This window comes from Porphyromonas miyakawae, assembly GCF_045865415.1.
Lineage (GTDB): Bacteria > Bacteroidota > Bacteroidia > Bacteroidales > Porphyromonadaceae > Porphyromonas > Porphyromonas miyakawae.
In genome coordinates this window covers 473,679-500,394 of sequence record NZ_BAAFSF010000004.1, presented here as the reverse complement: position 1 = coordinate 500,394, position 26,716 = coordinate 473,679, and the positions used below count along the sequence as shown (strand labels likewise).

General features: G+C 45.7%; 26 protein-coding genes and 1 tRNA gene. 5 read left to right on the top strand and 22 right to left on the bottom strand.

What is annotated here, in order from left to right; translation table 11 throughout:
- Nucleotides 1-13: 13 nt before the first annotated feature.
- The 4 genes from ACLWMH_RS07625 to greA form a co-directional block, all read right to left on the bottom strand.
- Nucleotides 14-1,228 carry an ROK family transcriptional regulator gene (locus tag ACLWMH_RS07625; RefSeq protein ID WP_411916099.1) on the bottom strand — a complete coding sequence of 405 codons (1,215 nt, stop codon included), beginning with the start codon at nt 1,226-1,228 and terminating at the stop codon, nt 14-16.
- A gap of 23 nt (nt 1,229-1,251) precedes the next feature.
- Nucleotides 1,252-2,523 (bottom strand): DEAD/DEAH box helicase, encoded by a 1,272-nt coding sequence (locus tag ACLWMH_RS07620; RefSeq protein WP_411916098.1) that lies wholly within the window; start codon nt 2,521-2,523, stop codon nt 1,252-1,254.
- Nucleotides 2,524-2,680: 157 nt separating this feature from the next.
- Nucleotides 2,681-3,070, bottom strand: coding sequence for an HIT family protein (locus ACLWMH_RS07615; RefSeq protein WP_411916097.1), 390 nt, complete (start codon nt 3,068-3,070; stop codon nt 2,681-2,683).
- Between the two features lie 6 nt (nt 3,071-3,076).
- On the bottom strand, nt 3,077-3,559 hold the full coding sequence (greA, locus tag ACLWMH_RS07610) for a transcription elongation factor GreA (protein ID WP_411916096.1): 483 nt from the start codon (nt 3,557-3,559) through the stop codon (nt 3,077-3,079).
- Between the two features lie 107 nt (nt 3,560-3,666).
- Between greA and ACLWMH_RS07605 the strand changes: the two genes are divergently transcribed.
- The gene (locus ACLWMH_RS07605) at nt 3,667-3,795 is read left to right on the top strand and encodes a hypothetical protein (RefSeq protein WP_411916095.1); all 129 of its coding nucleotides are present in this window, start codon (nt 3,667-3,669) and stop codon (nt 3,793-3,795) included.
- A gap of 268 nt (nt 3,796-4,063) precedes the next feature.
- Here the strand turns inward: ACLWMH_RS07605 and ACLWMH_RS07600 are convergent, their stop codons facing one another.
- Nucleotides 4,064-5,725, bottom strand: coding sequence for a dipeptidase (locus ACLWMH_RS07600; RefSeq protein ID WP_411916094.1), 1,662 nt, complete (start codon nt 5,723-5,725; stop codon nt 4,064-4,066).
- Between the two features lie 197 nt (nt 5,726-5,922).
- On the opposite strand from ACLWMH_RS07600, the gene ACLWMH_RS07595 reads away from it, so the two are divergent.
- Nucleotides 5,923-7,233 carry a leucine-rich repeat domain-containing protein gene (locus ACLWMH_RS07595; protein ID WP_411916093.1) on the top strand — a complete coding sequence of 437 codons (1,311 nt, stop codon included), beginning with the start codon at nt 5,923-5,925 and terminating at the stop codon, nt 7,231-7,233.
- A 29-nt stretch (nt 7,234-7,262) separates the two neighbouring features.
- Here the strand turns inward: ACLWMH_RS07595 and dacB are convergent, their stop codons facing one another.
- A complete protein-coding gene (gene dacB / locus ACLWMH_RS07590) occupies nt 7,263-8,735 on the bottom strand; it encodes a D-alanyl-D-alanine carboxypeptidase/D-alanyl-D-alanine endopeptidase (protein WP_411916092.1) in 1,473 nt (490 codons plus the stop codon).
- 202 nt (nt 8,736-8,937) lie between these two features.
- Between dacB and ACLWMH_RS07585 the strand changes: the two genes are divergently transcribed.
- Nucleotides 8,938-9,405, top strand: coding sequence for a hypothetical protein (locus ACLWMH_RS07585; RefSeq protein ID WP_411916091.1), 468 nt, complete (start codon nt 8,938-8,940; stop codon nt 9,403-9,405).
- Entirely contained in the window at nt 9,390-10,253 is an 864-nt protein-coding gene (locus ACLWMH_RS07580; protein ID WP_411916090.1) for an MFS transporter, read from the top strand. The genes ACLWMH_RS07585 and ACLWMH_RS07580 overlap by 16 nt, the downstream gene beginning before the upstream one ends.
- A gap of 443 nt (nt 10,254-10,696) precedes the next feature.
- On the opposite strand, the gene ACLWMH_RS07575 is transcribed toward ACLWMH_RS07580, so the two are convergent.
- The 14 genes from ACLWMH_RS07575 to eno all read right to left on the bottom strand — a co-directional run bounded on the left by ACLWMH_RS07575 (nt 10,697) and on the right by eno (nt 24,069).
- A tRNA-Cys gene (locus ACLWMH_RS07575) sits at nt 10,697-10,767 on the bottom strand.
- 91 nt (nt 10,768-10,858) lie between these two features.
- A complete protein-coding gene (locus ACLWMH_RS07570) occupies nt 10,859-12,535 on the bottom strand; it encodes a putative transporter (RefSeq protein ID WP_411916089.1) in 1,677 nt (558 codons plus the stop codon).
- Nucleotides 12,536-12,722: 187 nt separating this feature from the next.
- Nucleotides 12,723-13,286, bottom strand: a complete 564-nt coding sequence (gene rplI / locus ACLWMH_RS07565; RefSeq protein ID WP_411916088.1) for a 50S ribosomal protein L9 — start codon at nt 13,284-13,286, stop codon at nt 12,723-12,725.
- A gap of 24 nt (nt 13,287-13,310) precedes the next feature.
- Nucleotides 13,311-13,598, bottom strand: a complete 288-nt coding sequence (gene rpsR, locus ACLWMH_RS07560) for a 30S ribosomal protein S18 (protein WP_411916087.1) — start codon at nt 13,596-13,598, stop codon at nt 13,311-13,313.
- A gap of 5 nt (nt 13,599-13,603) precedes the next feature.
- Nucleotides 13,604-13,954 carry a 30S ribosomal protein S6 gene (rpsF, locus tag ACLWMH_RS07555; protein WP_411916086.1) on the bottom strand — a complete coding sequence of 117 codons (351 nt, stop codon included), beginning with the start codon at nt 13,952-13,954 and terminating at the stop codon, nt 13,604-13,606.
- 232 nt (nt 13,955-14,186) lie between these two features.
- Nucleotides 14,187-15,476 carry a lipopolysaccharide biosynthesis protein gene (locus ACLWMH_RS07550; RefSeq protein WP_411916085.1) on the bottom strand — a complete coding sequence of 430 codons (1,290 nt, stop codon included), beginning with the start codon at nt 15,474-15,476 and terminating at the stop codon, nt 14,187-14,189.
- 8 nt (nt 15,477-15,484) lie between these two features.
- Nucleotides 15,485-16,342 (bottom strand): KPN_02809 family neutral zinc metallopeptidase, encoded by an 858-nt coding sequence (ypfJ, locus tag ACLWMH_RS07545; protein ID WP_411916084.1) that lies wholly within the window; start codon nt 16,340-16,342, stop codon nt 15,485-15,487.
- 3 nt (nt 16,343-16,345) lie between these two features.
- Nucleotides 16,346-17,860 (bottom strand): lipoyl(octanoyl) transferase LipB, encoded by a 1,515-nt coding sequence (lipB, locus tag ACLWMH_RS07540; RefSeq protein WP_411916083.1) that lies wholly within the window; start codon nt 17,858-17,860, stop codon nt 16,346-16,348.
- 15 nt (nt 17,861-17,875) lie between these two features.
- The gene (gene murB / locus ACLWMH_RS07535) at nt 17,876-18,883 is read right to left on the bottom strand and encodes a UDP-N-acetylmuramate dehydrogenase (protein WP_411916082.1); all 1,008 of its coding nucleotides are present in this window, start codon (nt 18,881-18,883) and stop codon (nt 17,876-17,878) included.
- Complete coding sequence (locus ACLWMH_RS07530; RefSeq protein WP_411916081.1) at nt 18,883-19,359, bottom strand: SPOR domain-containing protein; 477 nt, start codon at nt 19,357-19,359, stop codon at nt 18,883-18,885. The genes murB and ACLWMH_RS07530 overlap by 1 nt, the downstream gene beginning before the upstream one ends.
- A gap of 648 nt (nt 19,360-20,007) precedes the next feature.
- Nucleotides 20,008-20,730: a YjjG family noncanonical pyrimidine nucleotidase gene (locus ACLWMH_RS07525; RefSeq protein ID WP_411916080.1), complete on the bottom strand. Its 723-nt coding sequence runs from the start codon at nt 20,728-20,730 to the stop codon at nt 20,008-20,010.
- 197 nt (nt 20,731-20,927) lie between these two features.
- Nucleotides 20,928-21,794 (bottom strand): Cbp1 family collagen-binding glycoprotein adhesin, encoded by an 867-nt coding sequence (locus ACLWMH_RS07520; RefSeq protein WP_411916079.1) that lies wholly within the window; start codon nt 21,792-21,794, stop codon nt 20,928-20,930.
- Between the two features lie 37 nt (nt 21,795-21,831).
- A complete protein-coding gene (rsmI, locus tag ACLWMH_RS07515) occupies nt 21,832-22,557 on the bottom strand; it encodes a 16S rRNA (cytidine(1402)-2'-O)-methyltransferase (protein WP_411916078.1) in 726 nt (241 codons plus the stop codon).
- A gap of 228 nt (nt 22,558-22,785) precedes the next feature.
- A complete protein-coding gene (gene eno, locus ACLWMH_RS07510; protein WP_411916077.1) occupies nt 22,786-24,069 on the bottom strand; it encodes a phosphopyruvate hydratase in 1,284 nt (427 codons plus the stop codon).
- Between the two features lie 193 nt (nt 24,070-24,262).
- Between eno and ACLWMH_RS07505 the strand changes: the two genes are divergently transcribed.
- Entirely contained in the window at nt 24,263-24,529 is a 267-nt protein-coding gene (locus tag ACLWMH_RS07505; protein ID WP_411916076.1) for a GlsB/YeaQ/YmgE family stress response membrane protein, read from the top strand.
- A gap of 150 nt (nt 24,530-24,679) precedes the next feature.
- On the opposite strand, the gene ACLWMH_RS07500 is transcribed toward ACLWMH_RS07505, so the two are convergent.
- Complete coding sequence (locus ACLWMH_RS07500) at nt 24,680-25,741, bottom strand: endonuclease/exonuclease/phosphatase family protein (RefSeq protein ID WP_411916075.1); 1,062 nt, start codon at nt 25,739-25,741, stop codon at nt 24,680-24,682.
- Nucleotides 25,742-25,888: 147 nt separating this feature from the next.
- Entirely contained in the window at nt 25,889-26,575 is a 687-nt protein-coding gene (locus ACLWMH_RS07495) for a hypothetical protein (RefSeq protein WP_411916074.1), read from the bottom strand.
- Nucleotides 26,576-26,716: the final 141 nt, after the last annotated feature.

Below are 26,716 nucleotides of genomic sequence, written 5' to 3'. Positions count from 1 at the left end.
TTTCTAAAAAGGATTATTCAAACCGTTTGTAGCGTGCCATCATGCAGGCACCTACTACACCGCTATTCTTTCCTATGTCGGCAAGTACTATTTTGGTGTCGCTACTTACTACATTGAGCGTAAGGCGTCGGATTGCCATTTCAACCGGTAGGCGTAGTGCATCTCCTACAGCAGCCATACTGCCCCCTAAGACGATCATTTCGGGGTTAAATATATTGATCAACCCTGCCAAGTGAAAGCCCAACTCACGACCAACCTCCTCTAGTACACTGTAGCAGAGCATATCTTCCTCTTTGATCGCTTGAATGATTTCCTCCAGGGATATGTCTTCCCCACGATTTACTTTTTCACTTAGAAGAGAGGTCTCGCCTTTCTTTATGCGCTCCAATACTTTGCGGTGAAGGGCTAGCCCTCCGACCTCTGTCTGCATACAACCTTTCTTTCCGCAATGGCATAGGATCTGATTGTTGTAGAAAGTGATATGCCCCAGTTCTCCACAGAAGCCTGATTTGCCTGTATAGACCTTTCCGTCAATGATCATACCAAGCCCTAAGCCCCAGCTGAGGTTTATGTAAAGCATATTCTTTATTTCGCTCTCCTGAGCGGCCCCTTGGGTATACTCACCAAAAGCCATTCCACGCGTGTCGTTGTCAATGGTAACGTGCATTTGAAGGGCATCGCGCAATATCTCTGCTAAAGGCTTTTCTTCTTGCAGTGAAACGAACATGGTGTAGCTTCTGCCGCTTTTGGGATTGATTCGACCGGGAAGATTGATGTTTACATTAAGAATTTTATCCCGAGGTATTTTGTTTGCCTTTATAAAGTCGTTGATAGCTCCGACCAAATGCTCTATTGTCTCGGGCTTGTCTTCCAATGAGAAGGGTACATCGCAATCCATAGCACAAATTTCTCCGGAAAGGGTTATCGCCCCCAGGTTTAGTTTATTGTGCTGCACATCCACCCCAATAAAATAGCCGGCTTTTGGATGAAGTCCATACAGAAAGGGGTATCGTCCTCCCTGCGTCTCTAATTTACCTTTGCGCAGTATGCATCCGGCATTCTCCAGTTCGCCTACAAATTTGATAACTGTCGGTGAGCTGAGGGATAAATACTTAGCCAACTGTAGTATAGTAGCACCACCATGCTCTATACAGTATGCGATTATCGTTTTTTTTGTCTGTCCTGCCTTAGTCCGAGGATCAGTCTGTTTGATCAATTCAGAGGTCATGGGCTTGTGTTTCTTCTATTAGGTTATTCTTTTTGTTTGCGTCGTCCGCGAGGTCTCCGTTGTGATTTGGAGGCGTGTGAGCGGTATTTTTCTTTTTTTGATCTGTTTTGTCGTGTAGTATAGAGCTCCGGCTCATAGGTAGGCGCTTCTCCTAATGAGGGATCCAAAGGCATTACGTAAAGCCTCTTCCCCAAAAAGAGCTCTAAGGCGGCAAAGGACTTAAAATCATCACTCGTAACTAAAGTAATAGCTATGCCGCGCCCATCATTGCCGCGTGCCGTACGTCCAATACGATGCACATAATCCTCAGCATCATGGGGCATATCGAAATTAACAACTACTTCTATGTCGTCGATATCAATTCCCCTCGCCACTATATCGGTCGCTACTAACATGTCTACATAGCCGCCTTTGAAGTCTCGCATCACTTGGTCTCTTACTGTCTGATCCAAGTCGGAGTGCATCTCGGCTACATTGAATCCCATGCGGGAGAGGTTAGTGGCAAGTAAATGTACTTTCTTCTTTGTGGAGGCGAAAAATACACTCTTACGGGTCTTCTCTCCGCTTTCCTCTGCTTCGTAGAGTGAGTCTATAATAGCCAGTTTCTGCGCTTCATAGCAAAAATAGACGCATTGCATGATGGAGTCCGGTGGTTTGGCTACAGCCAATTCTATCTTGACTGGTTCATGCAGAAGAGTCTCGGCAAGGGTCGCTATCTTTGGTGGCATCGTGGCACTGAACATGGCTATCTGGCACTCTTGAGCGATGCTTTTACGTATGGCGATAATGTCTTCGTAGAATCCCATATCCAGCATGCGGTCGGCTTCGTCTAATACAAAGTAGCGAATATCACCGAGCTGTGCCGAACCGGTGTTAATGAGGTCCAGCAGTCGTCCGGGAGTAGCTACAATAATGTCAACTCCCAGTCGTGTACTGCGACTTTGCTGCTCCCAAGCGAAGCCATCTGTACCTCCATAGATTGCAATTGATGTGCAACCCGTGAAGTAGCCAAAGCCTTGTATTTGACGATCAATCTGCTGTACTAATTCGCGCGTGGGGGCTACAATAAGTGCTTTCACCTTATCCGGTGGAAATTCGCCCCTATAGATGCGATTGATAATGGGAAGAAGGTATGACGCCGTTTTGCCTGTCCCCGTCTGAGCTACGCCCAATAAATCTCTTCCATCCAGCAGAGGCGGTATCGTTGCTTCTTGGATGGGGGTTGTGGAAGTAAACCCCATCGAGACTATGCCGTCTAAAACAGCATCTTCAAAATCAAATTCTTCAAAAAACATCGTACTCTACCTGTCTGCAAATATAAACAATACCTTTTGGATTTAATCTATTTTTTATATCTCCGCAATAAATAGGGTGCAGAAAGAGAAGTATTTGCCCTCTCTCTGCACCCTGATACTATAGTAATTAGCGGGTACTTAGTAAATAATTTTCCTTTTATAGATATTTTTTGATTGCCGCAGCCACCTCTTCAAACTCCTTGCCGTTCAGCTGTACGCCCTCTTTTACGTAGAAGGTAGCTTCGCTCTCAAGCGGAATAAGATGAATATGGGCATGAGGCACCTCTAATCCCAACACGGCGATTCCTACTTTGGGGCAGGGGAATGCTTTGCGAATGGCTGCTGCGATCTTTTTGGCGAATGCCATCATACGCGCAAGCTCATCGTCTTCCATATCAAAGAGATAATCAACCTCTCGCTTGGGTATTACTAAGGTATGCCCCTTTGCTTTGGGATTTATATCCAAGAAAGCGAAGAATTCTTCGTTTTCTGCCACTTTGTAGCAAGGTATTTCCCCATTGATAATTTTTGTGAATAGCGTTGCCATAGAGCGTTATGCCTCTAATATGGGGTTTATCTCCAGTACCTTAAGGCGTAGCTTACCGATGGGTACTTCAATCTCAGCTACTTCGCCTATTTTCTTTCCTATCAGCCCCTTGGCAATAGGTGCATTGATACTGATCTTGTGTTCCTTGAAATTAGCTTCTAAGTCCGGTACTATGGAGTAAGTAATCTCTTTCTTTTTGTCCAAATCTTCTAAGCGCACTTTCGTGAGCAGCTGTACTTTGTCGGTCTCTACCTGCTTGGCATCTACGATGCGTGCTTTGGTAGCCGTTGTCTTGAGCTGAGATATTTGTGCTTCCAGCATGGACATAGCTTCGCGAGCTGCATCGTACTCAGCATTTTCGGATAGGTCTCCCTTGTCTCGAGCCTCTGCAATCATTTGGGCTATCTTGGGGCGTTCCTCCGTCTCGAGTCGGGTTATCTCCTCCATGAGTTTCTCGAGACCTTCCTTGGTCATATAATTGTAATCCATTGCTTTTGCTTTCTTTTCTGCGTGGAGCAGTGTCTTTTTTTTCTTTGTTTAATACTTATTTATCGGCATTTGCCGAAAGAGAGCGCAGGGGGTAATAAAAAAAGAGGATGAAACAGAGCCACTCCTCAATCATCTTCTCGGGAAAAGAGAGTTGCTCTCCGGCAATGCTGCTCCCTCCGATACTTGCCCCCAAAAAGGCTATCTTTCTGACTGCAAAGGTAGTAAAAGAATACTAAACTATCACCATGGTATTTGTTTACAAATAGTTGACTCCTCCCCTGTAACGTGCTCCGGTAGTACCCTCTATTTGATCAGTACCTTTTGATTAAAACATCTATAACTTTCATTTGAAACATCAGAACCTTTCAAATGAAACATCCGTATATTTTTTGGGAAAAAACAGGAAGCTTTCGAGAGGCTTATGGTGGGCACCTCGTACAAAAGTAAATAGTGTGCCCACCCCGAAGGATGCGACACACTATTTGATAAGCTTTTTATCGAGGATTACTTGTTTTCCGGTATGAGGAACTTGTCACCTGTTTCTTCTACGATACGATCGTAAAACGCTTGGTCATAGCCGGGGAAGTCAGGCATAGCACTAAGTCCGTAACCGTTGGTCTTGAACTGACCGTTTTCTTCTTTCTTGCGGTTTCCATCCATGTACTTAACAAGAAGATATTCACCTAATTGCTTCCAGCGGTAGGTAGTACCATTGGCGGCATCGGCTGCGTAGCGAGTCAGGTAAGCACGCGCTTTGTCGGGAGACTCCTTCAGAAGCTCAAGAGCGCGAGCATCCACCTCTTTTACTTGGCGATCAAATCCCTCCTCAATGCTCTGTTGTAGCGGCCGTATATCACCTATCATGGGTTCGTAGCGTGCATAGGCCATATTGGCAACCCAGTTGTGAATCCAGAAGGCACTAGTCCAAGAGAAGTGCATCATATCTCCATTCCCTACGCGGTAGCATTCAGGTGTGGCTAAAATATTGGCATACATAGGGGTGAAAACGGCTGTATTGGCATCGTCTACTCCAAACCAAAGAATGGGCCCGATCTCATCAGGAAGCCAACCGCGACATTGGGCTACTAATACGAATCCGGTCTGCTGGGTAGCAATGGCGCGTTCGTTGAAATAGGTCTTGCCATCCTTTGCCCAAGCCATAGGACGCCAGCGATAGGGCACTTTATAAGGTCCTGCACCTACATCCTGAGTCATATCCATAGGGGTACCTTCAAAGTGGTTGCGCATCATATTGCGTACATCGGCCACACTGAGCTTTCGGGTGGGGATTACCCAGAGGGGCATTGGCTCAGCCTTTGTATCGCCCATAGCGAGAGCCTGATACTTATCCATTCCTGAAGCAAACTTATTGAAGAAAGCCCATACACGTGCTTCGCAACCTCTTAGGTTGTCGGAGGTATAGGGATTGTATGCCTTTGCAAAACTGAAGTCGGCATCTTTCCCTTTGAAATAACCCTTTTCACGTGCCAAATCAATTACATCGGGAGAGTAAAGGCAGTTTGCCGGATCATTAAATAGAATCTTTTGGATACGTGCTTGGTTGGCATGAGCCGAAATGGCATTGTCCGGAATACGCATAGCTACCCATACGGCGCCTTTTTTGCCCGGTCCCTTGCCGATCATTTCCAATACCCACGCTTCGTTCTTATCCGCTATACTGAAGCTCTCGCCACTACTTCTGTAGCCGTAAGTGGCTACTAAATCGGTCATTATTTTGATCGCTTCACGTGCACTCTTAGAGCGTTGTAGCGTAATGTAGATAAGGCTCCCGTAGTCGATTAACCCCTCTTCATTGACAAGCTCTTCGCGGCCGCCCCAAGTACTCTCAGTAATAGCTACTTGGTGCTCATTCATGTTGCCAATTACATTATACGTTTCACGCGCTTCAGGTATATAACCGATGGGACGGTTGCTGTCCCATTCAATGATCTGACGCATAGTTCCTTCAGGCCAAATACGTGCCGGGTAGTGGTAAAGCTCACCATAAAGCGTGTGACTGTCGGCTGCATAGGAGATCATGACAGAGCCATCAACGGATGCCTTTTTACCTACTATCAGACCGGTGCATGCATGTGCCGGAAAGGTACTAAGACCAAGGGTGCATAAAGAAGCAGTGATTAGGACTGCTCGTTTGATTAAATTCATGATATGATTACTATATGTTTTTATTACGTTGCATTCGTCTATGCACAAAGATACTTGATTGGCCTGAAAGTATAAAGGTAAGTAGCGCAAATTATTTCTAAAATGAAATAGCAGAAAATGAATAACTAATTATATTTGTAATACCTTGTAGGGTATGAAAATATATCAAGAATAAAAATATAGTAGAAAGTATTAGTATGAAACGACTTATTACTCCGTTATTGCTACTGGGCTTCTGGGTGAGTTGCTTTGCTTCGCTACAGGCCGGCCCGTTACGTGCTAAAGAAGGCTCTCTGTCCTTCACCTCAGCGAAAGAGAATGGAAAAGACAAAACAGTTAAGCTTACGGTGCGTTTTTCCGGGGCGCTTGAGATCACCGGAGCCACCGGCACGCTACAAGATGGGATTGAAGGTACACTAACCTTGACCGGCGGTCCCGTAACGCTCAAAGGAGATATCTACTTCTTTACGGCAAGCCAGCAAAGTTTAACCAGTGTGGATTTGACTAATGCCTCTGGGCTTACCTTTTTAGATCTGTCCTTAAATCAACTTAAACAGGTGGATCTATCCGCTCTCCCCCTATTGAAAGAGCTGAGAATAGAATACAATAAGTTAGAGGCTTTGGACCTCTCCAAAAATCCCGAGCTTGCGAAGGTATATTGCTACGTCAATAATATCCCAAAGCTTGACTTGAGTAATCAGAAAGAGCTGTGGCTGCTTACCTGCTTCGGCAATAAGTTGACTTCGTTGGATATCAGTAGTTGCCCCAAACTGACGAAACTTTCCTTTGATAATAATCCGATTAGTGGTGGCGTGGACTTCACTAAAAATTTGCTATTAGAGAATATTTGGTGCGCCTCCACTAAAATGACTTCGATAGATGTCACAAAGAATACCAAACTCAAGCAGTTTATCATCAATAATAATACACTTAAGGAAGTGGATCTTTCGCATAATCCTGAGCTCAATCTTTTGTACATAGCGAAGAATCAATTCTCCGCACTTGATATAAGCAATAAGCCTAACTTGCGTGCTCTTTGGGTATTTCAAAACCAAATCAAACAAGCGGCTATGCAAAACATAGTAGAGGCATTGCCTATGTGTGGGGCAAATGAGCAGGCTCAGTTTATCGTAATCAACTCAAAATCCTCCAAGGAGGGAAATGAGTGCCGTATAAGCCAAGTGACTACAGCAAAGGAAAAGAACTGGCTCGTATATGATGTCCACAGTGCTGAAGAGGACTTCTCAGACATGATCCCGTATGGAGGTAGCGCTACAGAGCTTGTTATGGGGCAACGCATACACTTCACTCAGGGCAAAGACTTCGTTAGAGTAGAAGGTGCTCAACCTAATGATGTAGTCCGGATCATAACACTTCGCGCTGAGAACGTGATGATGCAGGAAGCTGATGGTAGTGGTGTAGCGGAAATGAGTACAACTCCCTTGGCGCAGGGAGTGTATTTGCTAATGGTAAATGATAAGCTTATCAGTAAACTTATCCTGAAGTAGCAGCAAGTAGGGGCTGTACTATTCAGCCCTTACTCTATAGTAGTCACCAAATCGGCTACCTTCGAGAAGAGCGTGCGTGTAGTAGCACGCTCTTTTACGTTATTAGCCATCAGGACAAGTAGGTACTGACGTCCTTGATAATCTATATAGCCGGCATAGCACTGAACCCCACTCATAGACCCACTCTTGAGGTACGAATTATAGGGCTTATTGCTCAGAAATCTCCTTACGGTACCTTCACTTCCGGCTTCCGGTAGGGAGTATAGGTAATTATCAAAGAGCGGTTTGTCCTGATGCATCATAAAGTGCAATAGGATAGCCATATCATTAGCCGTAAACCTATTGGCACGTGCCAAGCCGCTGCCGTCCACTAAGCGAAACGATTCGGAGAACTTTAGACCTTCTTCCTTAAAAAACTGTAGCTCACACCTGATCCCTGCCTCGGTAGATGCTGGTTTTTCCCCTCGAGCCATTGCCTTTAGTAAAGTCTCTGCATAGTGATTTAAACTAAAATAGTTGGTGGCGTGTAGTATATCTCCCTTTTTGGGTCCCCAATACCGCCCGATCAGCTTCCCTTTACTTTCCGGTGGAGTAAAGCTCACTTCGGGGGCTTTTGCTACCTCTATTCCGTTATCTTGCAGCAAGTAGGTTATGAAGCGTGCCGCATAATAGGGTGGGTGAGGCATATCCACACTAAGCTTTATGCTACTTCTATTGGTGGGTAAGGTGCCTTTAAGCGTTCGTTTTTCCACAAGTGGCAGGCCATCTCCCTCAGCCGATCCTCCTCGTTTGGAGGTGACGATCTGATTATCCCACTCCACCCCGCTGCGAGGTGGGTAGGTGCGTAGTATCGAAACATCGTATTTATCGCTACCGGTAGAGAGGGTTAGCTTGATCCAATTATCAAATATATTGAATCCATAGACTCCGTTGGCATACCATTCGCCTCTATCCTCCGCCATCCACTCCGGATGAAAGCCGATGCGGTCATAGGCCGCTGCATTGACTACAACCGCTCCCTCAAGGCGTTTTATCTGATGGACTTGTAAGGCGGCCAAAAGGGATTCTCTAAAGCGGATACTATCGGCAGGGAAATATTTTGAATAGATAGTAGGATCTCCGCTCCCCACTATAATAAGATCTCCCACGAGGGTTCCATTCTGCACCCGTCCGGATATACGAAAGTCGGTCACAAAAGGGAAACTGTCCAATAGAAGGGTAGCAGCCGCTGTAGTAAAGAGCTTTGTGGTGGAGGCAGGGATCATGCTTCGATTCGGCTGATAGCTGAATATTTCTTCGCCTGTATCTGCGGCTTTAAGTAGACAGCTAAAGGAGGCTACTCCCTTACGCTCTGCATGGGCAAGCTGTTGATACAGTTCGGTGGCCTGCTTCGTCTGCTTTAATTCGGGTTCTCCCTCTGCGGCAAGTAGGGTATAGGTAGTGTTTGCTAGGGTTGATAAGCAAAGCACAGCGAGAAAAAGAAGATGTTTGTAGTGCTTCATATACTGCAAAGTTAGCAAAAGCCCTCCTCAGTGTACTTGTTGTGGTGCCTTGTAGTAGAGAAAACTCATCAAGTGCTATCTCAGTAGACGGGTAGGCATCTCCCGGACTATATAAATAGAAAATAGATTACATTTGCCTTGCCCTTAATGTAGCTCCTCCTTACTCTTTTCTTTATATTTGCCGAACAATAAGAATATAGATATGATGCATCAGAAAACGCATAGCACAACGAATTACCTGAAGCCCTTCATCTTTATGGTGACCCTTATGGCGCTTATTGGCTTCATTACTTCGCTCAACCAGCAGTTTCAAGCCCCTTTGAAGAGTACTTTTCTGATAGGAGCCACCGGTTACGAAAATTCTCTTTCGACGATGCTTAACTTTGCTTTCTTCGTCGCCTATTTAGTAATTGGACCTTTTGCCTCCTCCTATTTGAATAGGCAGGGTTACCGCGCTGCACTACTCAAAGGAATACGCTTTGTGATGTATGCCATGATCCTATTCCTACTATCTGCCTTGCTCTTTGAGTTTGCGAAAAGCGGAAGGTATATCAGTGAGACTGTGAATCAAATCCCAATCGGCTCCATCACACTACCCCTGAGTTTCTTTGTTTCCTTGCAGGGAGCTTTGTATCGGGTGCCGGACTTACTTTCTTGCAGTCCAGTGTAAATCCCTATTTAGTCATTTGTGAAGTGCGCGGTACTACAGGGGTAACGCGACAGAATATTGGGGGAACGGGTAATTCCTTGATGACGACTCTTGCACCGCTCTTTGTAGCCTATGTGGTCTTCGGTGGTAAGCATACCGATGCAATGCAGATAGCTGATATGATCATCCCCTTTGCGGTGCTGGTTGTCCTAATGGCTCTTCTTTGGTGGGGCGTAGGTACAGTACATCTCCCTGAACTGGAAGAAACACGACATGACGAGCAGAACATAAAAGCCGGCACTCTACTGGGCAACTTCCCACACCTTACCTTTGGTATCCTGGGGTTGTTCGTATATGTGGGGTGTGAGGTATGTATCGGCAGTAATATTATACATTACGCCACAGGAGACTTGGGTGTCTTGTACCAAACTGCTGTTTTGTGGAGTACGCTCTACTGGCTTGGCATGCTCATCGCGCGATTCTTATCCAGTTTCCTCTCTATGGTGAAAGCCGAAACTCAGCTATTCATTGCTGCACTAACGGCTTTGGTGCTGGTAATCCTCTCCATGGTGCTCAAAGATGCCCGCTTCCTCATTGCCGTAGGACTATTCCACTCAGTAATGTGGGGAGCTGTGTATGCATTGGCATTAGAAGGATTGGGAAAATATGCCGCGCAGGGCTCCGGATACCTTTTAATGGGCGTCGTAGGAGGTGCCGTATTGCCTTTCTTACAAGGTATTTGGGCGGATGCAGCCGGTTCGTGGGGTATGACGTGGATTATTTTAATTGTGGGAGAAGCCTATCTGCTCTTTTATGCCGTTGCTGCCCCGAAGTGGATCCGTCGTACCATAGAACGCTCGTTTAATTAGCCCTATAGGGGGAAAGCCGATTCATATACTGAGAAGCTTTTCTCGTAAAGATAAGAGCCTACCCTCTGTGAGGAGAGCAGGCTCTTGCTGTTTCGTTGAGCTACACTATTGGCTTTTTGTGGAAGCTCCTTGGCACCCGACAAAAAAAGATTCTGATCTATTGGGTAAAAGGTTCTGATGTTTCAAATGAAAGTTTCTGATGTTTCGTTTCATAGATCAGTACCTTTTTTATGTCCCCGGGGTACACATTGTTTCCCGCTCCTCATTCTTTCACATAGCTTCATAGATCAGGTGCCCGTTATGCGCCTATTCGCTTGGGATAGTCAATAGGTAAGCCGCCCTACGCTATAAGAGTACTCCGCAAAAGAGGGTATAAAAAAAGAGCAGTTTCTCTTGGGAAAACTACTCTTACTTACTAAAGTAATCACATCAATTATGACAAGAGGTACGTGGCGGAATCGAACCGCCGTACACGGTTTTGCAGACCGTTGCCTAACCACTCGGCCAACGTACCATTCACATCGGGTAGTTACTTTGCAGCAACTTCAACCCCTAATGGTTCTGCAAAGGTAACTACTTCTTGCGATATGACAAACTTTTCGCCGCTAAAAGAAGAGCAAGATCATAATCTGAGCAGTTATGATTCGGGCAAACATACTCAACGGGTACACCGTAGCATAAGCTATATTATGGCTATCGTCCTTCACTTTTCCCTCAAGGAAGTCAAGCACCATGGGATTAGCCATAGCCCCACATAGCATTCCACAGGTTTCCCCGTAGCTCTTTTTCATCCATTTCTGAGTGACAAAGCCTACGATCACGACCGGTAGTAGTGTAATAATGAAGCCCAATAGCACCCATAAGGGACCATTACCATGCAGAAGTGTCTCAAGGAAGTTGCCTCCACTGGCAAGACCTAAGCAACAGAGATACAGAATGATACCAAACTGCCGAATAAAAAGACTGGCACTATTGGTGATATAAGTCATCAGTCTGAAGCGGGGTCCATAGGCACCCATCAAAATACCCACTATAATTGGGCCACCGGCTAAGCCGAGTTTGATCGGGAAGCTAATCCCCGGTATCATAATAGGGATAAGCCCCACGACACAACCCAAGAGTAATCCTACAAAGAGGCTCAACAGATTGGGGGCATCCAATAGATTTACCTCATTACCGATCAGCTGCTCCGCCTGCTCCACAGCAGACTTGCTGCCCACAACTACCATGCGGTCTCCCAACTGCACATGTAGGTCCGGCGTGGCTAATAGCTCTATACCGGCACGATCGACACGTGTCACGTTGACACCATACAGGGAGCGAAGCTTCATATGCCCTAAGCGTTCCCCGTTAAGCTCCTTATTAGTGATTACAATTCGCTTGGAGATAAGATCCTTATCAATGGCATTCCAGTCGATACCCTCTCTGTTCCAATCCGCTTGATTACGATGTCCAAAGAGAAGCTCCAAGGAACGCACACGCTCTTCATCAGATATAACTAGCACACGATCTCCCTCGTGCAGCACAGTCTCAGAGGTGGGGATCGCCACAGTTCCCCCATGCCACAGACGGGTAACCACAAAGGTGAACTCACTGTCCTTAGCCACCTGGGCAATATTCATTCCAAAAATACTTGGATTCGCTATTGTGTACTCGGAAAGAAACGTAACATGATGTTGTGCTTCGCGTTGCTTTTTCTTTGGTTTGGGGAGGAGATCCAGTACAATCATCCCAATAATCATCCCAATAACCCCCAGTGGATAGGTTACAGCACAAGCAAGTGCCATATCAGACTGCACGAGCGCTGTGTTGGGATCTATACCGGCAACGGTAGATTGAGCTGCAGCTAACATTGGCGTATTAGTGACGGCTCCACTCATTATACCGACCATCTCTGTAATCGGAAGCCCTACAAGGAAGTGAAAGAACCAGCAAAAGACTAAGGAAACAGCGACCAAGAGCAGGCCCATTAGGTTGTCCTGTATGCCTCCACTCCGTAGAGAGGGGAAGAAAGAGGGACCTACCTGTACACCCAAGGCATAGATAAAGAGCACCAATCCAAAGTTTTGCGCAAAGAGAAGGGACTGCTTATCTACCTCCACGCCTAAGTTTGCCACTGCTATACCGGCAAAAAAGACAAAAGTAACCCCTAAAGAGAATTTGCCCATCGGGATCTTTGTGAGCAGCAACCCAATGGCGCAAACAAAGAAAATAATGATGATCGTCTGGGTAACAGAGGTAACCAGAAACACCTCGCGAAACCAATCTACGAATGAGGTCATATATACTTATATCTTCTACTTAACGTCAGCTTTCGACTAACATAACTAACACTGAATGGTAGCCTTGTCTATTTTTCACAGGACTCTATACCCATTGCGCAATCTATAGGCCGTAATGCCAAAAAGAGGGTAACTGCAGCCCATTCAAGCAACAGTTACCCCTCATAGAGTTACCTTACAATCTGATTTATTCTTCCGTAGTGGGAACTTCTTCAGTGGTTGCTTCGGGTTGTTCTACTACTTCAGCTGCGGGAGCAGCGGGCTCTTCAGCCTTTTTCTCTTCAGGTTTTACCTCAAGCTCTGCGTAATTTTCACTGAATACAGAGAAAGGTATGTCCACATGTACTTCCTTGTGCAAACGTACCTGGCAAGAGTATTCGCCCACTTCCTTTATCGGACTCTTTAAGTAGATAATACGGCGATCTACATCAAAGCCCTGCTTCTGCAGCTCTTCGGCTATCTGAATACCCGTAACGGAGCCGAAAATAACTCCAAACTTACTGGTCTTAGCTGCAATCTTGAGTGTTACACCATTCAATTTAGCAGCCTTTTCTTCCGCTTCCTTCTTGATGGCAGCGAGCTTATGCTGACGCTGCTTGAGCTCTTCTGCCAAGACTTTCTTTGCAGAAGGGGTAGCGATAACAGCTAATCCCTGGGGGATCAGATAGTTACGTCCATAACCGTCTTTTACGGTTACTATATCATTTTTGTACCCCAAGTTGAGTACATCTTCTTTCAATATAACTTCCATAATAGCGCTTTTCTCCTTTTCTGCTTATTTCATTAAGTCGGTTACGAAGGGTAAGAGTGCTATGTGACGTGCTCTCTTCACAGCGCGTGCCACACGACGCTGAAACTTCAAAGAAGTACCCGTTATACGACGAGGCAGAATACGCCCCTGCTCATTGAGGAACTTCTTTAAGAACTCCGGATCCTTATAGTCTACGTATTTGATTCCTGACTTCTTAAAACGGCAATACTTTTTCTTCTGTCTTTCAAGAGCCTGTGGGGTGAGGTAACGGGGGTTACCTTTTCTTCTACTGTTTTTCTTTAATGCCGGCATAATCTTTAGTTGTTTGCTACTTCTTTCTGTTTCTTTAGATTTCTACGCTTTGCTGCATATGCTGCGGCAAACTTGTCTTGTTTGACAACAATAAACCGCATCACGCGTTCATCACGACGATAGTTGATTTCTAACGTCTTGATCACGCTTGGTTCAGCGTCAAACTCTACAAAATAGTAAAAGCCGGTAGTTTTTTTCTCAATTGGATAGGCCAACATCTTGAGCCCCCAATTCTCCTCGTTCACTATAGTAGCGCCCTCTTGCTTGAGAAGACCAGTGAACTTTTCTACCGTTTCCTTCATCTGATCATCAGATAAAACGGGAGTAAGGATGAAAACGGTTTCGTAATGGTTCATACGTTACTTTTATTTGGTTTTTATATATACTCGGCAAAGGTAATACATTTTCTTCAAATCGCATCTATGCCCTATTGTGATAAGGTGCTCCGCAGGTCAATTCAAAAGATCTGTATCTATGGGATAAAAGGTATAGATGTTTCGTTTGAAAGGTTCTGATATTTTGTTTCAAAGATTAGTATCTTTTTTTACGCTACTCTCGTGGGGTGTGCGCATGCACCGGAAAGCACTCCTATGCGTTCCTTAAGCTTCTGTCATGTCTTCGGGCAAAGCCCTTGAGAAAGAGCATATAAATCAACTGTTCACCGACCTGATAGAGGAAGAAAATGGCGATAAAAGCTTCGAAAGAAGCTGCTCTAAACCCGATGTAGATCACCACTAAGCGTAGCGCCAGCATCACAAACTCGGCGTACATATTAGCCCGCTGTTTGCCGAAAATGTCGGGCAGTACATTAATAATAGCAACCACGAAGTTGGGGATTTTGGCGGGCATCATCCAGCGTATGATCATTGCGGAAGTTAACCATTTGGGGCCTACCACCAGCCCAACGAGCCAATCCATGCCAAACCAAAGTGCGACGGCTAAGGGAGCTCCAATCAAAAATACATTCCACTGTAAGCGACGAATAAGACCGCCAATAGGTTTATGCTCATTCACCGCTTTACTCATCCGCTGAAAATAGACGTTGCCAATAGCTCTATTCAGCACATTCAAGGGACGTGCACAGAGCATTACCGCCATGGTGAAGAACCCCACTTCCGCAATGGTAAAATGAATCGGTAAAAGCAGGACAACTATATCCGCGACCAATACATCTGTAAGCACTTGAATTACCCCAAAGCGAGGAAAATTACGCCATTTGCGCATCAAAAAACGCTCTGTACGACTAAAACCAAACAAGCCGCCTACAACGCTTTTCCACAAGCTAAAGAGCATCTTCCGACTCAATAGGAGAAGGGAGCTAAAAAGAGACAGCAGTGCGGAGAGCAACAAATAGAAAGCATGGGGAGCGCATAGACCGAGCAATACTTTCAGTAAATTGTTGCTAATTCCCTGCACGGCCTGTGCCCAAGCTAAGCGTCGAAATCTACGTTCTCGCAACACAAATAGCGTAAATGCTTCGTTACTTGCCTGCAATACTATGTACAGCGGCATCAGGAGCACCATCCAAGAAAAAGGATTATACTGAGGAAGCAGGTACATACCCACAGCGAAAGGGAGTACCCCAATAGCGATTAAAAGAATGAGCTTTAGGGAAAGTACCAATAGGCGATGCGCTTCTCGTGGAGAGGCTGCTACCATTATTGCCTGTTCATACCGTCCGGATGCAGCAATAGCAATTAGCCCGCCCCACGTAAGGAACAGACCGAACTGCCCCATCATCTCTTCATCATAGAGACGACCTATAAAAATTAAAAGAAGGAGTGCCACCAACTGAACGGTAGCACCCGAGGAGATCAGTTGGAGACTATCTCGGGCTATACTCTCATTTTCAGAAGATACGGCTTTTTTCCGTAGCACCTCAAATTCTATCGAAGCGTTAGTTCTCTTCCCGTAAAGCGACCTGTTTCAAAACCACTCAAGAAGGCCTCCATGCGCTGTCGGGATGTGCCATGCGTAAATGTCTCAGGCACGGCATAACCCCTTGCCTGCTTTTGCAGGGTATCATCGCCTATTGCCTCAGCTGCCCGCAAAGCTTCCTCTACGTCACCGGGCTCAATGGCTATAATACCCAAGTGCTGTGCTTGATGCGCCCATACGCCGGCTAAATAATCGGCATTAAGCTCCATTTGCACGCTATAACGATTGAACTCCGTTTCAGAGAGCTTGCGGCGCATTTCATTGAGTGTTTCACTTAGCCCCAGTAAGTTTTGCACGTGATGCCCTACTTCGTGTGCAGTCACATAGGCCATTGCTAAGTCCCCCGGAGCCTTGAAACGCTGTGCCAGTTCGTGAAAGAAATTCATATCAATGTACACCTTCTCGTCTGCCGGACAATAGAAAGGTCCCACTTGAGCCGTAGCACCTCCACAAGCACTCTGCACTTCATCGGTAAATGCCACTAAGGTAGGCATCCGATAATCTTGGGATAGATTTTCGCGGAAGAGCGTGCGCCATACATCATTACAGCTATTAAAAACCAATAGAGTAAAGTCTTTTAGCTCTTCATTCTCATGCTGACGTGCAGGATCTACTACTTCCTCGCCTGTTCCCTCTATGCCGCCAATCACATTATTGAGCTGGGAGGGATTAATGCCGAGAAAAAGTCCCAGCACGATTACCACGATTCCCCCGATACCGCCCCCTAAAAGGGCGCCTCGCCGCCGACCTCTTCCCCGCCGGTCTTCAAAGTTTGAGGTACTACGATTAGGATTGAGCCATTTCATGATCTATTTGCTGCTTGTAGTTATTAGGGCTTGTGAAAAATGCCTTCTAAAAGCCTCCTCCAACTGTAGTTCAACGAGCGCCATAGAGGTGGGTACGTGCATTTCCCGCTCTATTGATGTAACGCCCTTATCGGTAAATCCACACGGATTAATCCAGTGGAAGTACTCCATATCCGTAAAAACATTAAGTGCTATGCCATGCATGGTTATATAACGGGAAGAGTATACCCCTATGGCACATATCTTACGTGCCGATGGCTTACCCACATCAATCCATACCCCGGTAGCACCTTTCATTCGTTCACCGCGTATGCTGTTGACAAATAAAGTATCAATCACACACTGCTCTAAAGTATAAATGTACTCCTTGATACCCATGTTGAACTGGGTAAGATCAAAGATAGGATAGGCTGTAATCTGCCCCGGTCCATGGTAGGTTATATCCCCTCCTCGCTCTATGTGAATTAGCTCTATACCTGCCTTATCCAAACGTTCTTGCGGGATTAAGAGATTTGATTCGTGACCATGTTTGCCTAAAGTAAAGACAGGGTCATGCTCGCAGAAGAGTAAGTGATTCATCGGGTTGCGCCCTTCACTCTTCGCTTTGAGCGCACTATCAAAAAGTTGCTTCTGATAGGTATAGGCCTCATGATAAGGAATGCGTCCCATATTGTGGAACTCATAGGGAGTAACGGCACCGAGCGCTCTATGAGATGTCGGACACTCCCGGAAAGAGCCATCGGGCAACCGCTTTAGGGTAAGTCCATCATAAGAGGGTGCAATGCCTTCGGGTAGTCGCTTTTGTAGCTCTGTATAGATAGGCGCATGATGAGAAAGGTGAATAATGTAGGTTTGCTTTGCACTAAGCTGCTTTGCCATCGCTACAGCCTGTTCAATCGTTTGATGTGATCCGTGCGGTTTGGTGTATCGCAGTGCGTTTACAAATAGGAGCTTAGGGTTATTGGCTTTGGCCAACTCATTGGGATCAGTCGTCTTTACGTCCGTAAAGAATACAAAGTCCTCTATTCTAAAACCCTGAATGGGTAGCTTACCATGCTTTACTTGAATGGGCAATACCTTTAACCCCTCCACTTGGAAAGGGTCTTCACCGATGGGGATAAGCTCCAAACGAGGAGTACCCGGATAGGGATGCGCCCCAAAATAGTAATGTAATCGATACTTCACAGCCTCAATCACACGTGCCGAAGCATAGATTTTAATGGAGTTACGCCAAGCTATCGTACGGAGATCGTCTAACCCTCCAATGTGATCATAATGCTCATGCGTCAGTATGATGGCGTCTATGCGGTCTATTCCTGCTTTAATTGCCTGCTCTCTGAAGTCCGGTCCACAATCGATGAGGATGCGTTTATCCTCATCTGTGGTAAGGAGCAAGGCGGTACGTGTACGCTTATCGCGTGGGTCACTACTTAAGCAAGTAGCACAATAGCAACCCACCTCAGGAACCCCTGTACTGGTTCCCGATCCCATTAGCATGATTTCACGTATTGCCGCCATAAAGCTTAGAGTTTATTATTGGATATAGCGCACTTCCGGATGTAGGGTAATGGCGAATTTCTTCTTTACGGTATCCACTACGAACTGCGCAAAGTCGGCAATTTCCCGACCATTTGCCTGCTCATAGTTGACTATTACAAGAGGCTGTTTGGGCCATGTACCGACCGCCCCATGCCTAATCCCCTTCAATCCGCTTTGATCAATCAGCCAAGCCGCAGAGAGCTTCACGCCATCCTTAGCCGGGTAATGAGGCATTTCGGGATACGCTTTCAGCATTGTCTCCGCTAAAGCTGCCTCTACTACCGGATTCATAAAAAAGCTCCCGGCGTTGGGGTATTCATGATGATCGGGCAACTTGGCGCTTCGTATGGATCTTACTGCCTGACGCACCTCAAGAGGTGTGGGATTCTTCCCTTCAAATGTTTGCTTCAACGCTGCATAGCTTAGGTTGGGCTGCGGCTCACGGCTTAAGCGATAGGTCACATGGGTCACTACATGAGAAGCCATCTCCGGCTGTTTGAAAAGACTCTTGCGGTAGGCAAAGGCACACTCCTCATGCGTAAAAGTATGCTTTTCGCCATTGTGCAAATCCACAGTCTCCACAGCACTTATGATTTGCGATACTTCAGCCCCATAGGCACCTATATTTTGCACGGCAGAAGCGCCTACCGTGCCGGGAATAGCGGAGAGATTCTCTATACCATAGAACCCCCTTTGTAGCATATCTGCCACGAAGTCATCCCACACGATACCACTACCGGCACGCACATATTGAAAAGCGCCCTCTCTCTCGCCCTCTTCGATAGAAGAGATCTGCGAAGAAAGGACCGCCCCATGGTAGTCGTCTATAAAAAGCAAGTTAGTTCCCTCTCCAATGACTATAAAGGAGAGGGAAGCAAAAAATTCGTCTTTTGAGAGGCTTAGGAGATCCTCTTCACTATCAAACGCTATCCACCAATCTGTATTTGCATCTACACCGAAGCTGTTATGCTCTTTTAGTGAATAGTGCGACTGTATATTCATTAACGATCAAGCTCTAAGAGCCATGCGTCGGGATAACGCTCTCTCAAAGCATCACGACTGGTAACAGCCTGATCGCGAGTGGGGAAGCTGGAAGCAATTACGCGCAGCATACCCATTTCGTTTTCTACTAATAAGGCTTTGTATCCAAGTGCCTCTACTTCAGCCTTACGTCCGCGAGCGTTAGTTGGGTTGCTAAAGCTACCCACTACCACGCTGAAGCGTTGCAATCTTGATTGATCTTCCCCATCCATCACGGTAAAGCGTTCCTTACGAACGGTTACATCGCTCTGTGCGGGCTTAGATACGATCACATCCTCTTCCTCTACTTGTGGGGCAGTTGTACTTTGATTGTTCTGAGCAATCTCACGCTGCTTAGCCTGCTCATAAACCTGCCTATAAGCACTTTGCTTGGGTTTACAACCTACAAAACTCAATGCAATGAACAGAGTTGATAATAGAATTACTGATTTTCTCATTGTCTCTATAAATTAATTGCCTGCAATTATTCTTTTTCCAATTTTACTTTATTACGCTCACTTGGCGTCGCTGTAGATATATGGCTTACGCCCCATAAGCAACTTAAACCACACACCTCTAATACAAAGATAATCTACTTTTCTCAAATCGTGCTATACAGACGTTACTTATTGCCCCAAATCGTGCCATTTTTTGATCCTAAGAGAGCTGTTCACTACATATTATGAGCTGAATTGCACGCAAATACCTACTAAATGCCATTGTAACGCTTATGAAGTCGAGGTACCTTTGCAGTGCAATCAATAAGAGAAAGCGGTGACTGCTTTCCGATGGTTGCGATAAGTATAAAGCAGCGGCTTTTGCTTTTCAAAGCTTGGCAAGATTGCCCAAAGACTTTAATATTGATATTTCTCTCTTACATAATAACAGTTTCCTTATTCAAGAAGAGGAGGTTGCCCGATCGGGTGTCCTCCTCTTCGCCTTTCCGTTACCCGACTGCCTTATTCTTACGCAACTTTCCGCAGGAGACCAACAAACGTCCCGCTCTCTCTACCGGTTTTTATGGATGAATTATCTGAACCCCTAAGACCATTTTCAAAGGTAAGAAAAAAGCACAGAAAAGCGAGCAGGTGCATACACACAGCGCACTACGCTCTATTTTGCAAGTCGAAAAGGATCGGGGGAATTTCAGCGAGAGAAGTAACTGAGATAGGCTGTGGGGTCACGGTAGCCGGGAAGGGATCTTGATGAGGGTTATACCAAATCGTGGGCAACCCATAGGCAGCCGCTCCGGCTATATCTGCATGCCAGCTATCGCCTATCACCATGGATTCATCCTTTTTACTATTTGTAGTGGTGAGCACGGTGTGGAAAAAGCGTTCATCGGGCTTATGGCATCCTATCTGTTCGCTAATGAAAGTAGCATCAATATAGGGGGCTAATCCACTTTTTGTAAGCTTGGCGGATTGCACCTCGGTCCAGCCGTTGGTAATGATATAGAGTTTGAAGTGAGGCTTAAGGCTCTGAAGCATTTCGATAGCCCCTTCTACAACTCCGGTTTGCTCTCGTACCAGATCCATAAACTCCTCATTCAGAGCGAGCATCTCTTCAGCGGTCACCTGCATGCCGGCTAAATGCAGTGGATAGGCTAAGCGGGCAATCGTAAGCGACTGCTTGGTAATCTGCCCTAATCTGTATTGATACCACAACTGGTCGCAGTGCGGCATATACAGAGCAAAATAGGATTCAAAGGAGTGATAATGGGCACCCCAATTGTGACGCTTATAAAGCAGGCTTAATGCCCGCTTATTATTGTGAAACGTATCCCAAAGCGTATCGTCAAGATCAATAAATAACTGCCGTAACTTCATAATGTGCAAACCACTATAATAAGACATTGGAAAAATAAGTATCCGAAAAAGACGCCCTCCCTCTTCAAAATACTGTAACGGAATGCCATAATTACCGTTTACAAAGGTAACAAGCTAAAGGCTAAAAACAGATACGGAGCGCCCCCAAATTGGGAGGTCGCTCCGTATATTAACGTGTAACTAATGTACTACTGCATTTAATAAACGCGTACTACGAGTGTCTTTGATAGACTCCAGAAAGAAGTAGGATCAGAGATCTCAAGCGTAAGATTCTTATCTGCACCTTCTACAAGGCGGTAGGAATCAGCAGGATGTGGTGTAAGTAGCTCAGCCTTCTTTGACAGCAAGGGTAGTGAGGTGAAAGAGCGACGATCTACTTGACGGTAATAGTCGCTCACATAATTGTCGGCAGCGAGCTTACCATTCTTTACGATCTTCATCTCTTTCAAGTCGTTCATTGTGCCTACGCAATAGCTAACTGTATTGGCAGCGGCTTCCTGACGAGAGAGCTCTTCGCCCTGCTTACGGGTTATTTGCTTTTGCGCTTCGATAGACCCGCTCAGCTCAGTTACCATAGAATCGAGAATACCGATCTGGAGGTTCTTAGTCTTCAACTCTTCAGTCAGCTTAAGAATTTCCTGAGTCTTATCGCCCAATTGCTTTTCAAGCGAAGCAATTGTCTTGGTCAAGACAGCATTCTGAGCACCGCTTTTTTTGAGTTTTTCATTCAAAGAATTCAGTTCCTCACGGTTGCTACGCAGTCTTTCGTTGATCATGCGAATGTTATCTTCAATACGCTCGCTACGGCTCATATTCACTTCACCGGTGAGCGGGTTGGGACTTATCATGCCCTCCATAGCATTGATTTCCTGGAAGTTATCAATCACCCGACCAATGATCTCATCAAACTCATTCATCTGAGTTTGATAGACTGAATTGACAGCCACTATGGAGTCATAATCTTGCTTAAGCGTTTTGTACGCTCCTGAGTTCTTGCCGCAAGAGGCAAGCCCTAATGCTGCAAAGATCAGTGCAGCGGCAAAAGTAAGAAATCTCGTTTTCATTGTTCTTATCTCCTTGATTGTACTTTTGTGTGATTTACTATTCTGTTTGTTGCTTTTTAAGTTCCTTTTTATGTATCTCAGCCATATGCTGTGTTCCCTCTACCAATAGGACAAATTCGCCCTTAGGCGGTGTAGATTCATAGTAAGCGGCTAGTTCCTCAAGAGTGCCTCTTTGCACTGTTTCGTATATTTTCGACAATTCTCGTACAGTAGCTGCTTGGCGTGTCTTACCGAAGTATTCTCCCAGGTCGTGAAGCGTGCGCACCACCCTAAAGGGAGATTCGTAAAAGATCAGTGTACGCGGCTCTGAAGCGAGTACCTCAAGCATGCTTTTTCGTCCCTTCTTAACGGGGAGAAAGCCCTCAAAGGCGAAGCGTTCTGTAGAAAGACCGCTCATTACCAAAGCCGGGACCAATGCGGTTGGACCGGGCAAGCATGAGATTTTTATATTCTGCCCTATGCAAGCCTTTACGAGATAGCTACCGGGATCACTCACAAGCGGCGTTCCGGCATCCGAAATTAGTGCTACACGGAGTCCACCTGCAATGCGCTGTGCCATACCCTCTGCCTGCTTATATTCATTAAACTTATGGTGGCTCTCCATAGGTGTGTGAATATCGTAGTGCTTAAGTAGCACACCGGATGTACGCGTATCCTCGGCCAATATCAGATCGGCTTCTTTAAGCTCCTCTAAAGCTCTTAAAGTGATATCCTTTAAGTTTCCTATCGGAGTAGGTATGATCGTTAGCGTTCCCTCTGCCACAACTTCCTATATTATTCTCCGTCCGGCAATACTTACGGAAAGTATCCCAAACTACTTACAAACTTACAAAAACTATTTCTTATGTAGCTATAAGCGTATTATTGGCGTTATAGAGACAGAATAGATTTCCTGCCATATATTAGATAGAGAGCTACAAAAAGAGAGCCTCGGACCGCACTATACGTAGTAGTGCGACCCAAGGCGATATAAATTGAAAGTACTGTTTAATTATTCAGTTACACGATGATACCCGTAGCGAGCTTCTTCGTCTAATTCTTCCTCAATGCGAAGAAGCTGATTGTACTTAGCGATACGGTCTGTACGGCTCAATGAACCTGTTTTGATCTGACCGGCATTGGTTGCCACAGCAATATCCGCAATAGTAGTATCTTCAGTTTCACCGCTACGATGCGATACCACAGCGGTATAGCCGTGACGGTGTGCTAAATCTATTGCGTCGAGTGTTTCGCTGAGGGTTCCGATCTGATTTACTTTAATAAGGATTGAGTTGGCACAATGTGTAGCAATACCCTTACGCAGATATTCTACATTAGTTACGAAGAGGTCGTCACCCACCAGCTGAATCTTATTGCCTAATTCCTTAGTTAGGAGTGCCCAACCTTCCCAGTCGTTTTCACCCATACCATCTTCAATGGAGTCAATGGGGAACTGCTCTACCAACTGTTTGAGGTATGCAACCTGCTCAGCGATAGAACGCTTAGCGCCACCTTCTCCCTCAAATTTCGTGTAGTCATAGGTTGTGCCATCAAAGAATTCACTGGCTGCGCAGTCTAATGCGATACGCACATCCTTACCCGGCTCGTATCCGGCTGCCTTAATAGCCTCAATAATACTGCGAAGAGCATCTTCTGTACCTTCTAAGTTAGGCGCAAATCCACCTTCATCGCCCACAGCAGTACTCAGCCCGCGTGCTTTGAGTACCGACTTCAAAGCGTGGAATACTTCTGCTCCCATACGAAGTCCTTCGCGGAATGAAGTAGCCCCTACAGGACGGATCATAAACTCTTGGAAGGCTATAGGCGCATCACTGTGCGAACCTCCGTTGATGATATTCATCATAGGGATGGGCAGTACATGACCATTCACTCCGCCCAAGTAGCGATAAAGCGGCAACCCAAGTTCGCGTGCTGCGGCTTGTGCTACGGCAAGGGAAACCCCTAATATTGCATTGGCACCCAAGTTTGACTTATTGGGCGTACCATCCAAATCGATCATTTTATGGTCTATGGCACGCTGTTCAAACACACACATGCCGAAGAGAGCCGGTGCAATGATATTATTTACGTTCTCTACTGCTTTCTCAACTCCCTTTCCTCCGTAGCGCTGCTTATTTCCATCACGAAGCTCTACAGCTTCATGCTCTCCGGTGGATGCTCCACTGGGTACTGAGGCACGACCTATAACTCCGTCGCTCAGCTCTACCTCAACCTCTACTGTTGGATTTCCGCGCGAATCAAGTATTTCACGCCCTTTGATCATTACTATTTCCATAGCTACGTGCTAAATGTTTTCTGTTGACATTCTCTTTGCAAAGATAGTGATCTTTCTGTTTACGATCATTCTAAAGTACGAACTATCCTCAGCGGGTCAGAAAATATTATTATATTTGTGCTAAAGGGGGTGCCAAAAAGTTGAGAATTATAGGACCCCTAACGAAGTATCACAAATAAGTAGTAGAAGGAATATGGGATTTTGGGAAGTTATATCATGGATTGCTTTAGGCCTCGTTGCCGGTGGAATTGCTAAGTGGATTCGCCCCGGTAAACAAGGAGGCGGTTGGCTCACTACCTTGCTTTTAGGTATTGTGGGCGCAGTAGTAGGAGGTTGGATCTTTAGCCTATTCGGCGGCTCCTCGGCTACGGGCTTCAATTTCCGCAGCCTGATAGTAGCCGTAGTGGGTGCATTGGTAGTACTCTGGATTTGGGGGCTTGTCACCAAAAAGAAATCATAAGCGCTAATCAAAAAAGAGATTCATAATAATAAAGTGTTTTTTAATGGAATCGGGGAGTTGCACACTATAGTGTGGCTCCCCGATTCTTTTGAAAGAAAAACATTTAATCATCCTCCCGAAGCATGAGCAAGGCGAGGACTCTATAGACACCTATCGCTTTATTTCCTTTACCAGATAGAGGTATACAGGGAAGTGATCCGAATACCCTCCGCGATACTGACCGGCCACCATGGTACGAAGGGGGTAGCCTTTGTAGCGACCGCTCTGTTGCAGCATAAAGTTCTTTTTGTAAATAAAGGCCATATTTTGGGTCTCGGGATCCTTCATCAACTTGAATGTAGAAATATCATCCCCTAATAATGCGCCATTAACTACCATGATATCAAACAGGTTCCACACATCACGATAGGCAAGAGTTCCCTGCCCCTGATTGTAGAGCCTCAGCATAGGCGTATAGTACCCCATGTAGCCTACATTATCGGGATAATCCTTTACTTCTAATCCATCTCGTACAGAGGGAGAGACAGGATCATCATTAAAGTCCCCCATCATAATTGCGTTACTATTCGGATAAGCCGCAAGAAGCGAGTCTGCCACGCTCTTCATGGTTAGCGCTGCTTGCATTCGCTTAGGAATACTGGGTACCTCACCGCCGGCACGAGAAGGCCAGTGCCCTACAATGATATGGAATACCTCTCCTGCTATGGTGCCCGTAGCAAAAACGATATCACGAGTGCGAAAGTTGGGATTGTCGGGCATTTTTACGGGCTTTATACCGGTAGAGACTACATTAAATACTTTCGGATTGTACAGAATAGCACAGTCAATACCTCTGTAGTCGGGCGAGTCGTAGTGCACAATACTATAATTAAGGGGAGCCAACTGCTCATCCCGCACCAGATCCTCTAATACTCCTCTGTTCTCTACTTCCGAAACTCCTATGATCACTGGTCCACTTCCGCCTATTCCGGAAATAACTCGTGCCATATTGGATATTTTTTGCATGTACCGTTCGCTCGTCCAAGCATTTTTCCCGGTCGGGATAAATTCATTATCACGTGGCGAACTCTGAATGGTATCAAACAGATTTTCAAGGTTATAAAAGGCAACCGGTAGCTTAATGTATTGCGCCTTTTTCTGCTGCCCCCATACAGAAACGGCACTTAGCAGTATCCACAGCCCGGTAAGCAGGGAGATTATAGTTCTTCTCATCGTTTTGGTAATCTTCAATTGTTATTCTCTGACAAATATACTCTTTTGCTCCTACAAAGAGATGAGCATCTGACATTAAAGGAATTAAATTAACAAACAGTAGTCTTCCGAGAGATCGCTTGCTCTATTTAGCTACTCGTCACTTTTCTAACAGAGGACAAGCGAAGCTAATACAACGTAAAGCCCGCGAATATCCTCTTTTTTTATATCAAAAGCGGCATAAATAGGATCGTGATTGATCGACAGAGCACGCACATGTTCCTTATCCTCCCCGGGTCCTAATAGACGAAAGTGCACCCCACTTACAGTATCGATCAAATAAGGAGTGCCCCAAGTCAGGAACTTATTATGGTCTACAAGCCGGGCATATACGATAGATGCAGCCGGGAAGTCAGGCTCCATACTATTATCTTTCACACTCATAGCAACCTCTGCACGAGGTATCGGGGTAATCACCTGCTCACACCGGTTACGCTCCGCATTGGCAATAAAATCGCTCAGCGGACATCCGATAGAAGCTATGGAGAAGAGCGGTACTGTGGGGGCACTGGGGAATAAAGACAAAAAGTCATTCTTTAGCATTTCACCCTCTCCGGTAAGTAGCCACCCCACATTAAGCTCGGGGAAAGCTTTGCTTATTCTATGCACAGAGAGGGTAGAAAGCGTGTGCCCGGCACCTTGTAGCACACTCAAAGAGATCTGTGCCTTACCGACAAACTGACGCTGTGTAAGCTCGCAATAGCTTATAAACTGTTTTAATCGCTCCTTAGGAGTAAGTCCCATGCTCATTTTCCCCATGGGAAGCTGGTCATACTTAGCTCTACCGGCTTGCATTGTTTTGTTTCTAATTTTTATGCTTACAAATATAAGTATTATCCCCACAAGACAAGGAACCAAGATGCACTATGTAATGGAAATATCGCTCGGTGTTACTGCCACGAGAGTGTACTGCTAGAGAATAGAGAGAAAGAAAAG

What these genes read in the sequence shown, in the direction of transcription:
- ACLWMH_RS07625 (WP_411916099.1), bottom strand. Translation starts at nt 1,228, where the DNA reads ATGACCTCTGAATTGATCAAACAGACTGATCCTCGGACTAAGGCAGGA.
- ACLWMH_RS07620 (WP_411916098.1), bottom strand. Translation starts at nt 2,523, where the DNA reads ATGTTTTTTGAAGAATTTGATTTTGAAGATGCTGTTTTAGACGGCATA.
- ACLWMH_RS07615 (WP_411916097.1), bottom strand. Translation starts at nt 3,070, where the DNA reads ATGGCAACGCTATTCACAAAAATTATCAATGGGGAAATACCTTGCTAC.
- greA (WP_411916096.1), bottom strand. Translation starts at nt 3,559, where the DNA reads ATGGATTACAATTATATGACCAAGGAAGGTCTCGAGAAACTCATGGAG.
- ACLWMH_RS07605 (WP_411916095.1), top strand. Translation starts at nt 3,667, where the DNA reads ATGAAACAGAGCCACTCCTCAATCATCTTCTCGGGAAAAGAGAGTTGC.
- ACLWMH_RS07600 (WP_411916094.1), bottom strand. Translation starts at nt 5,725, where the DNA reads ATGAATTTAATCAAACGAGCAGTCCTAATCACTGCTTCTTTATGCACC.
- ACLWMH_RS07595 (WP_411916093.1), top strand. Translation starts at nt 5,923, where the DNA reads ATGAAACGACTTATTACTCCGTTATTGCTACTGGGCTTCTGGGTGAGT.
- dacB (WP_411916092.1), bottom strand. Translation starts at nt 8,735, where the DNA reads ATGAAGCACTACAAACATCTTCTTTTTCTCGCTGTGCTTTGCTTATCA.
- ACLWMH_RS07585 (WP_411916091.1), top strand. Translation starts at nt 8,938, where the DNA reads ATGATGCATCAGAAAACGCATAGCACAACGAATTACCTGAAGCCCTTC.
- ACLWMH_RS07570 (WP_411916089.1), bottom strand. Translation starts at nt 12,535, where the DNA reads ATGACCTCATTCGTAGATTGGTTTCGCGAGGTGTTTCTGGTTACCTCT.
- rplI (WP_411916088.1), bottom strand. Translation starts at nt 13,286, where the DNA reads ATGGAAGTTATATTGAAAGAAGATGTACTCAACTTGGGGTACAAAAAT.
- rpsR (WP_411916087.1), bottom strand. Translation starts at nt 13,598, where the DNA reads ATGCCGGCATTAAAGAAAAACAGTAGAAGAAAAGGTAACCCCCGTTAC.
- rpsF (WP_411916086.1), bottom strand. Translation starts at nt 13,954, where the DNA reads ATGAACCATTACGAAACCGTTTTCATCCTTACTCCCGTTTTATCTGAT.
- ypfJ (WP_411916084.1), bottom strand. Translation starts at nt 16,342, where the DNA reads ATGAAATGGCTCAATCCTAATCGTAGTACCTCAAACTTTGAAGACCGG.
- lipB (WP_411916083.1), bottom strand. Translation starts at nt 17,860, where the DNA reads ATGGCGGCAATACGTGAAATCATGCTAATGGGATCGGGAACCAGTACA.
- murB (WP_411916082.1), bottom strand. Translation starts at nt 18,883, where the DNA reads ATGAATATACAGTCGCACTATTCACTAAAAGAGCATAACAGCTTCGGT.
- ACLWMH_RS07530 (WP_411916081.1), bottom strand. Translation starts at nt 19,359, where the DNA reads ATGAGAAAATCAGTAATTCTATTATCAACTCTGTTCATTGCATTGAGT.
- ACLWMH_RS07525 (WP_411916080.1), bottom strand. Translation starts at nt 20,730, where the DNA reads ATGAAGTTACGGCAGTTATTTATTGATCTTGACGATACGCTTTGGGAT.
- ACLWMH_RS07520 (WP_411916079.1), bottom strand. Translation starts at nt 21,794, where the DNA reads ATGAAAACGAGATTTCTTACTTTTGCCGCTGCACTGATCTTTGCAGCA.
- eno (WP_411916077.1), bottom strand. Translation starts at nt 24,069, where the DNA reads ATGGAAATAGTAATGATCAAAGGGCGTGAAATACTTGATTCGCGCGGA.
- ACLWMH_RS07505 (WP_411916076.1), top strand. Translation starts at nt 24,263, where the DNA reads ATGGGATTTTGGGAAGTTATATCATGGATTGCTTTAGGCCTCGTTGCC.
- ACLWMH_RS07500 (WP_411916075.1), bottom strand. Translation starts at nt 25,741, where the DNA reads ATGAGAAGAACTATAATCTCCCTGCTTACCGGGCTGTGGATACTGCTA.
- ACLWMH_RS07495 (WP_411916074.1), bottom strand. Translation starts at nt 26,575, where the DNA reads ATGCAAGCCGGTAGAGCTAAGTATGACCAGCTTCCCATGGGGAAAATG.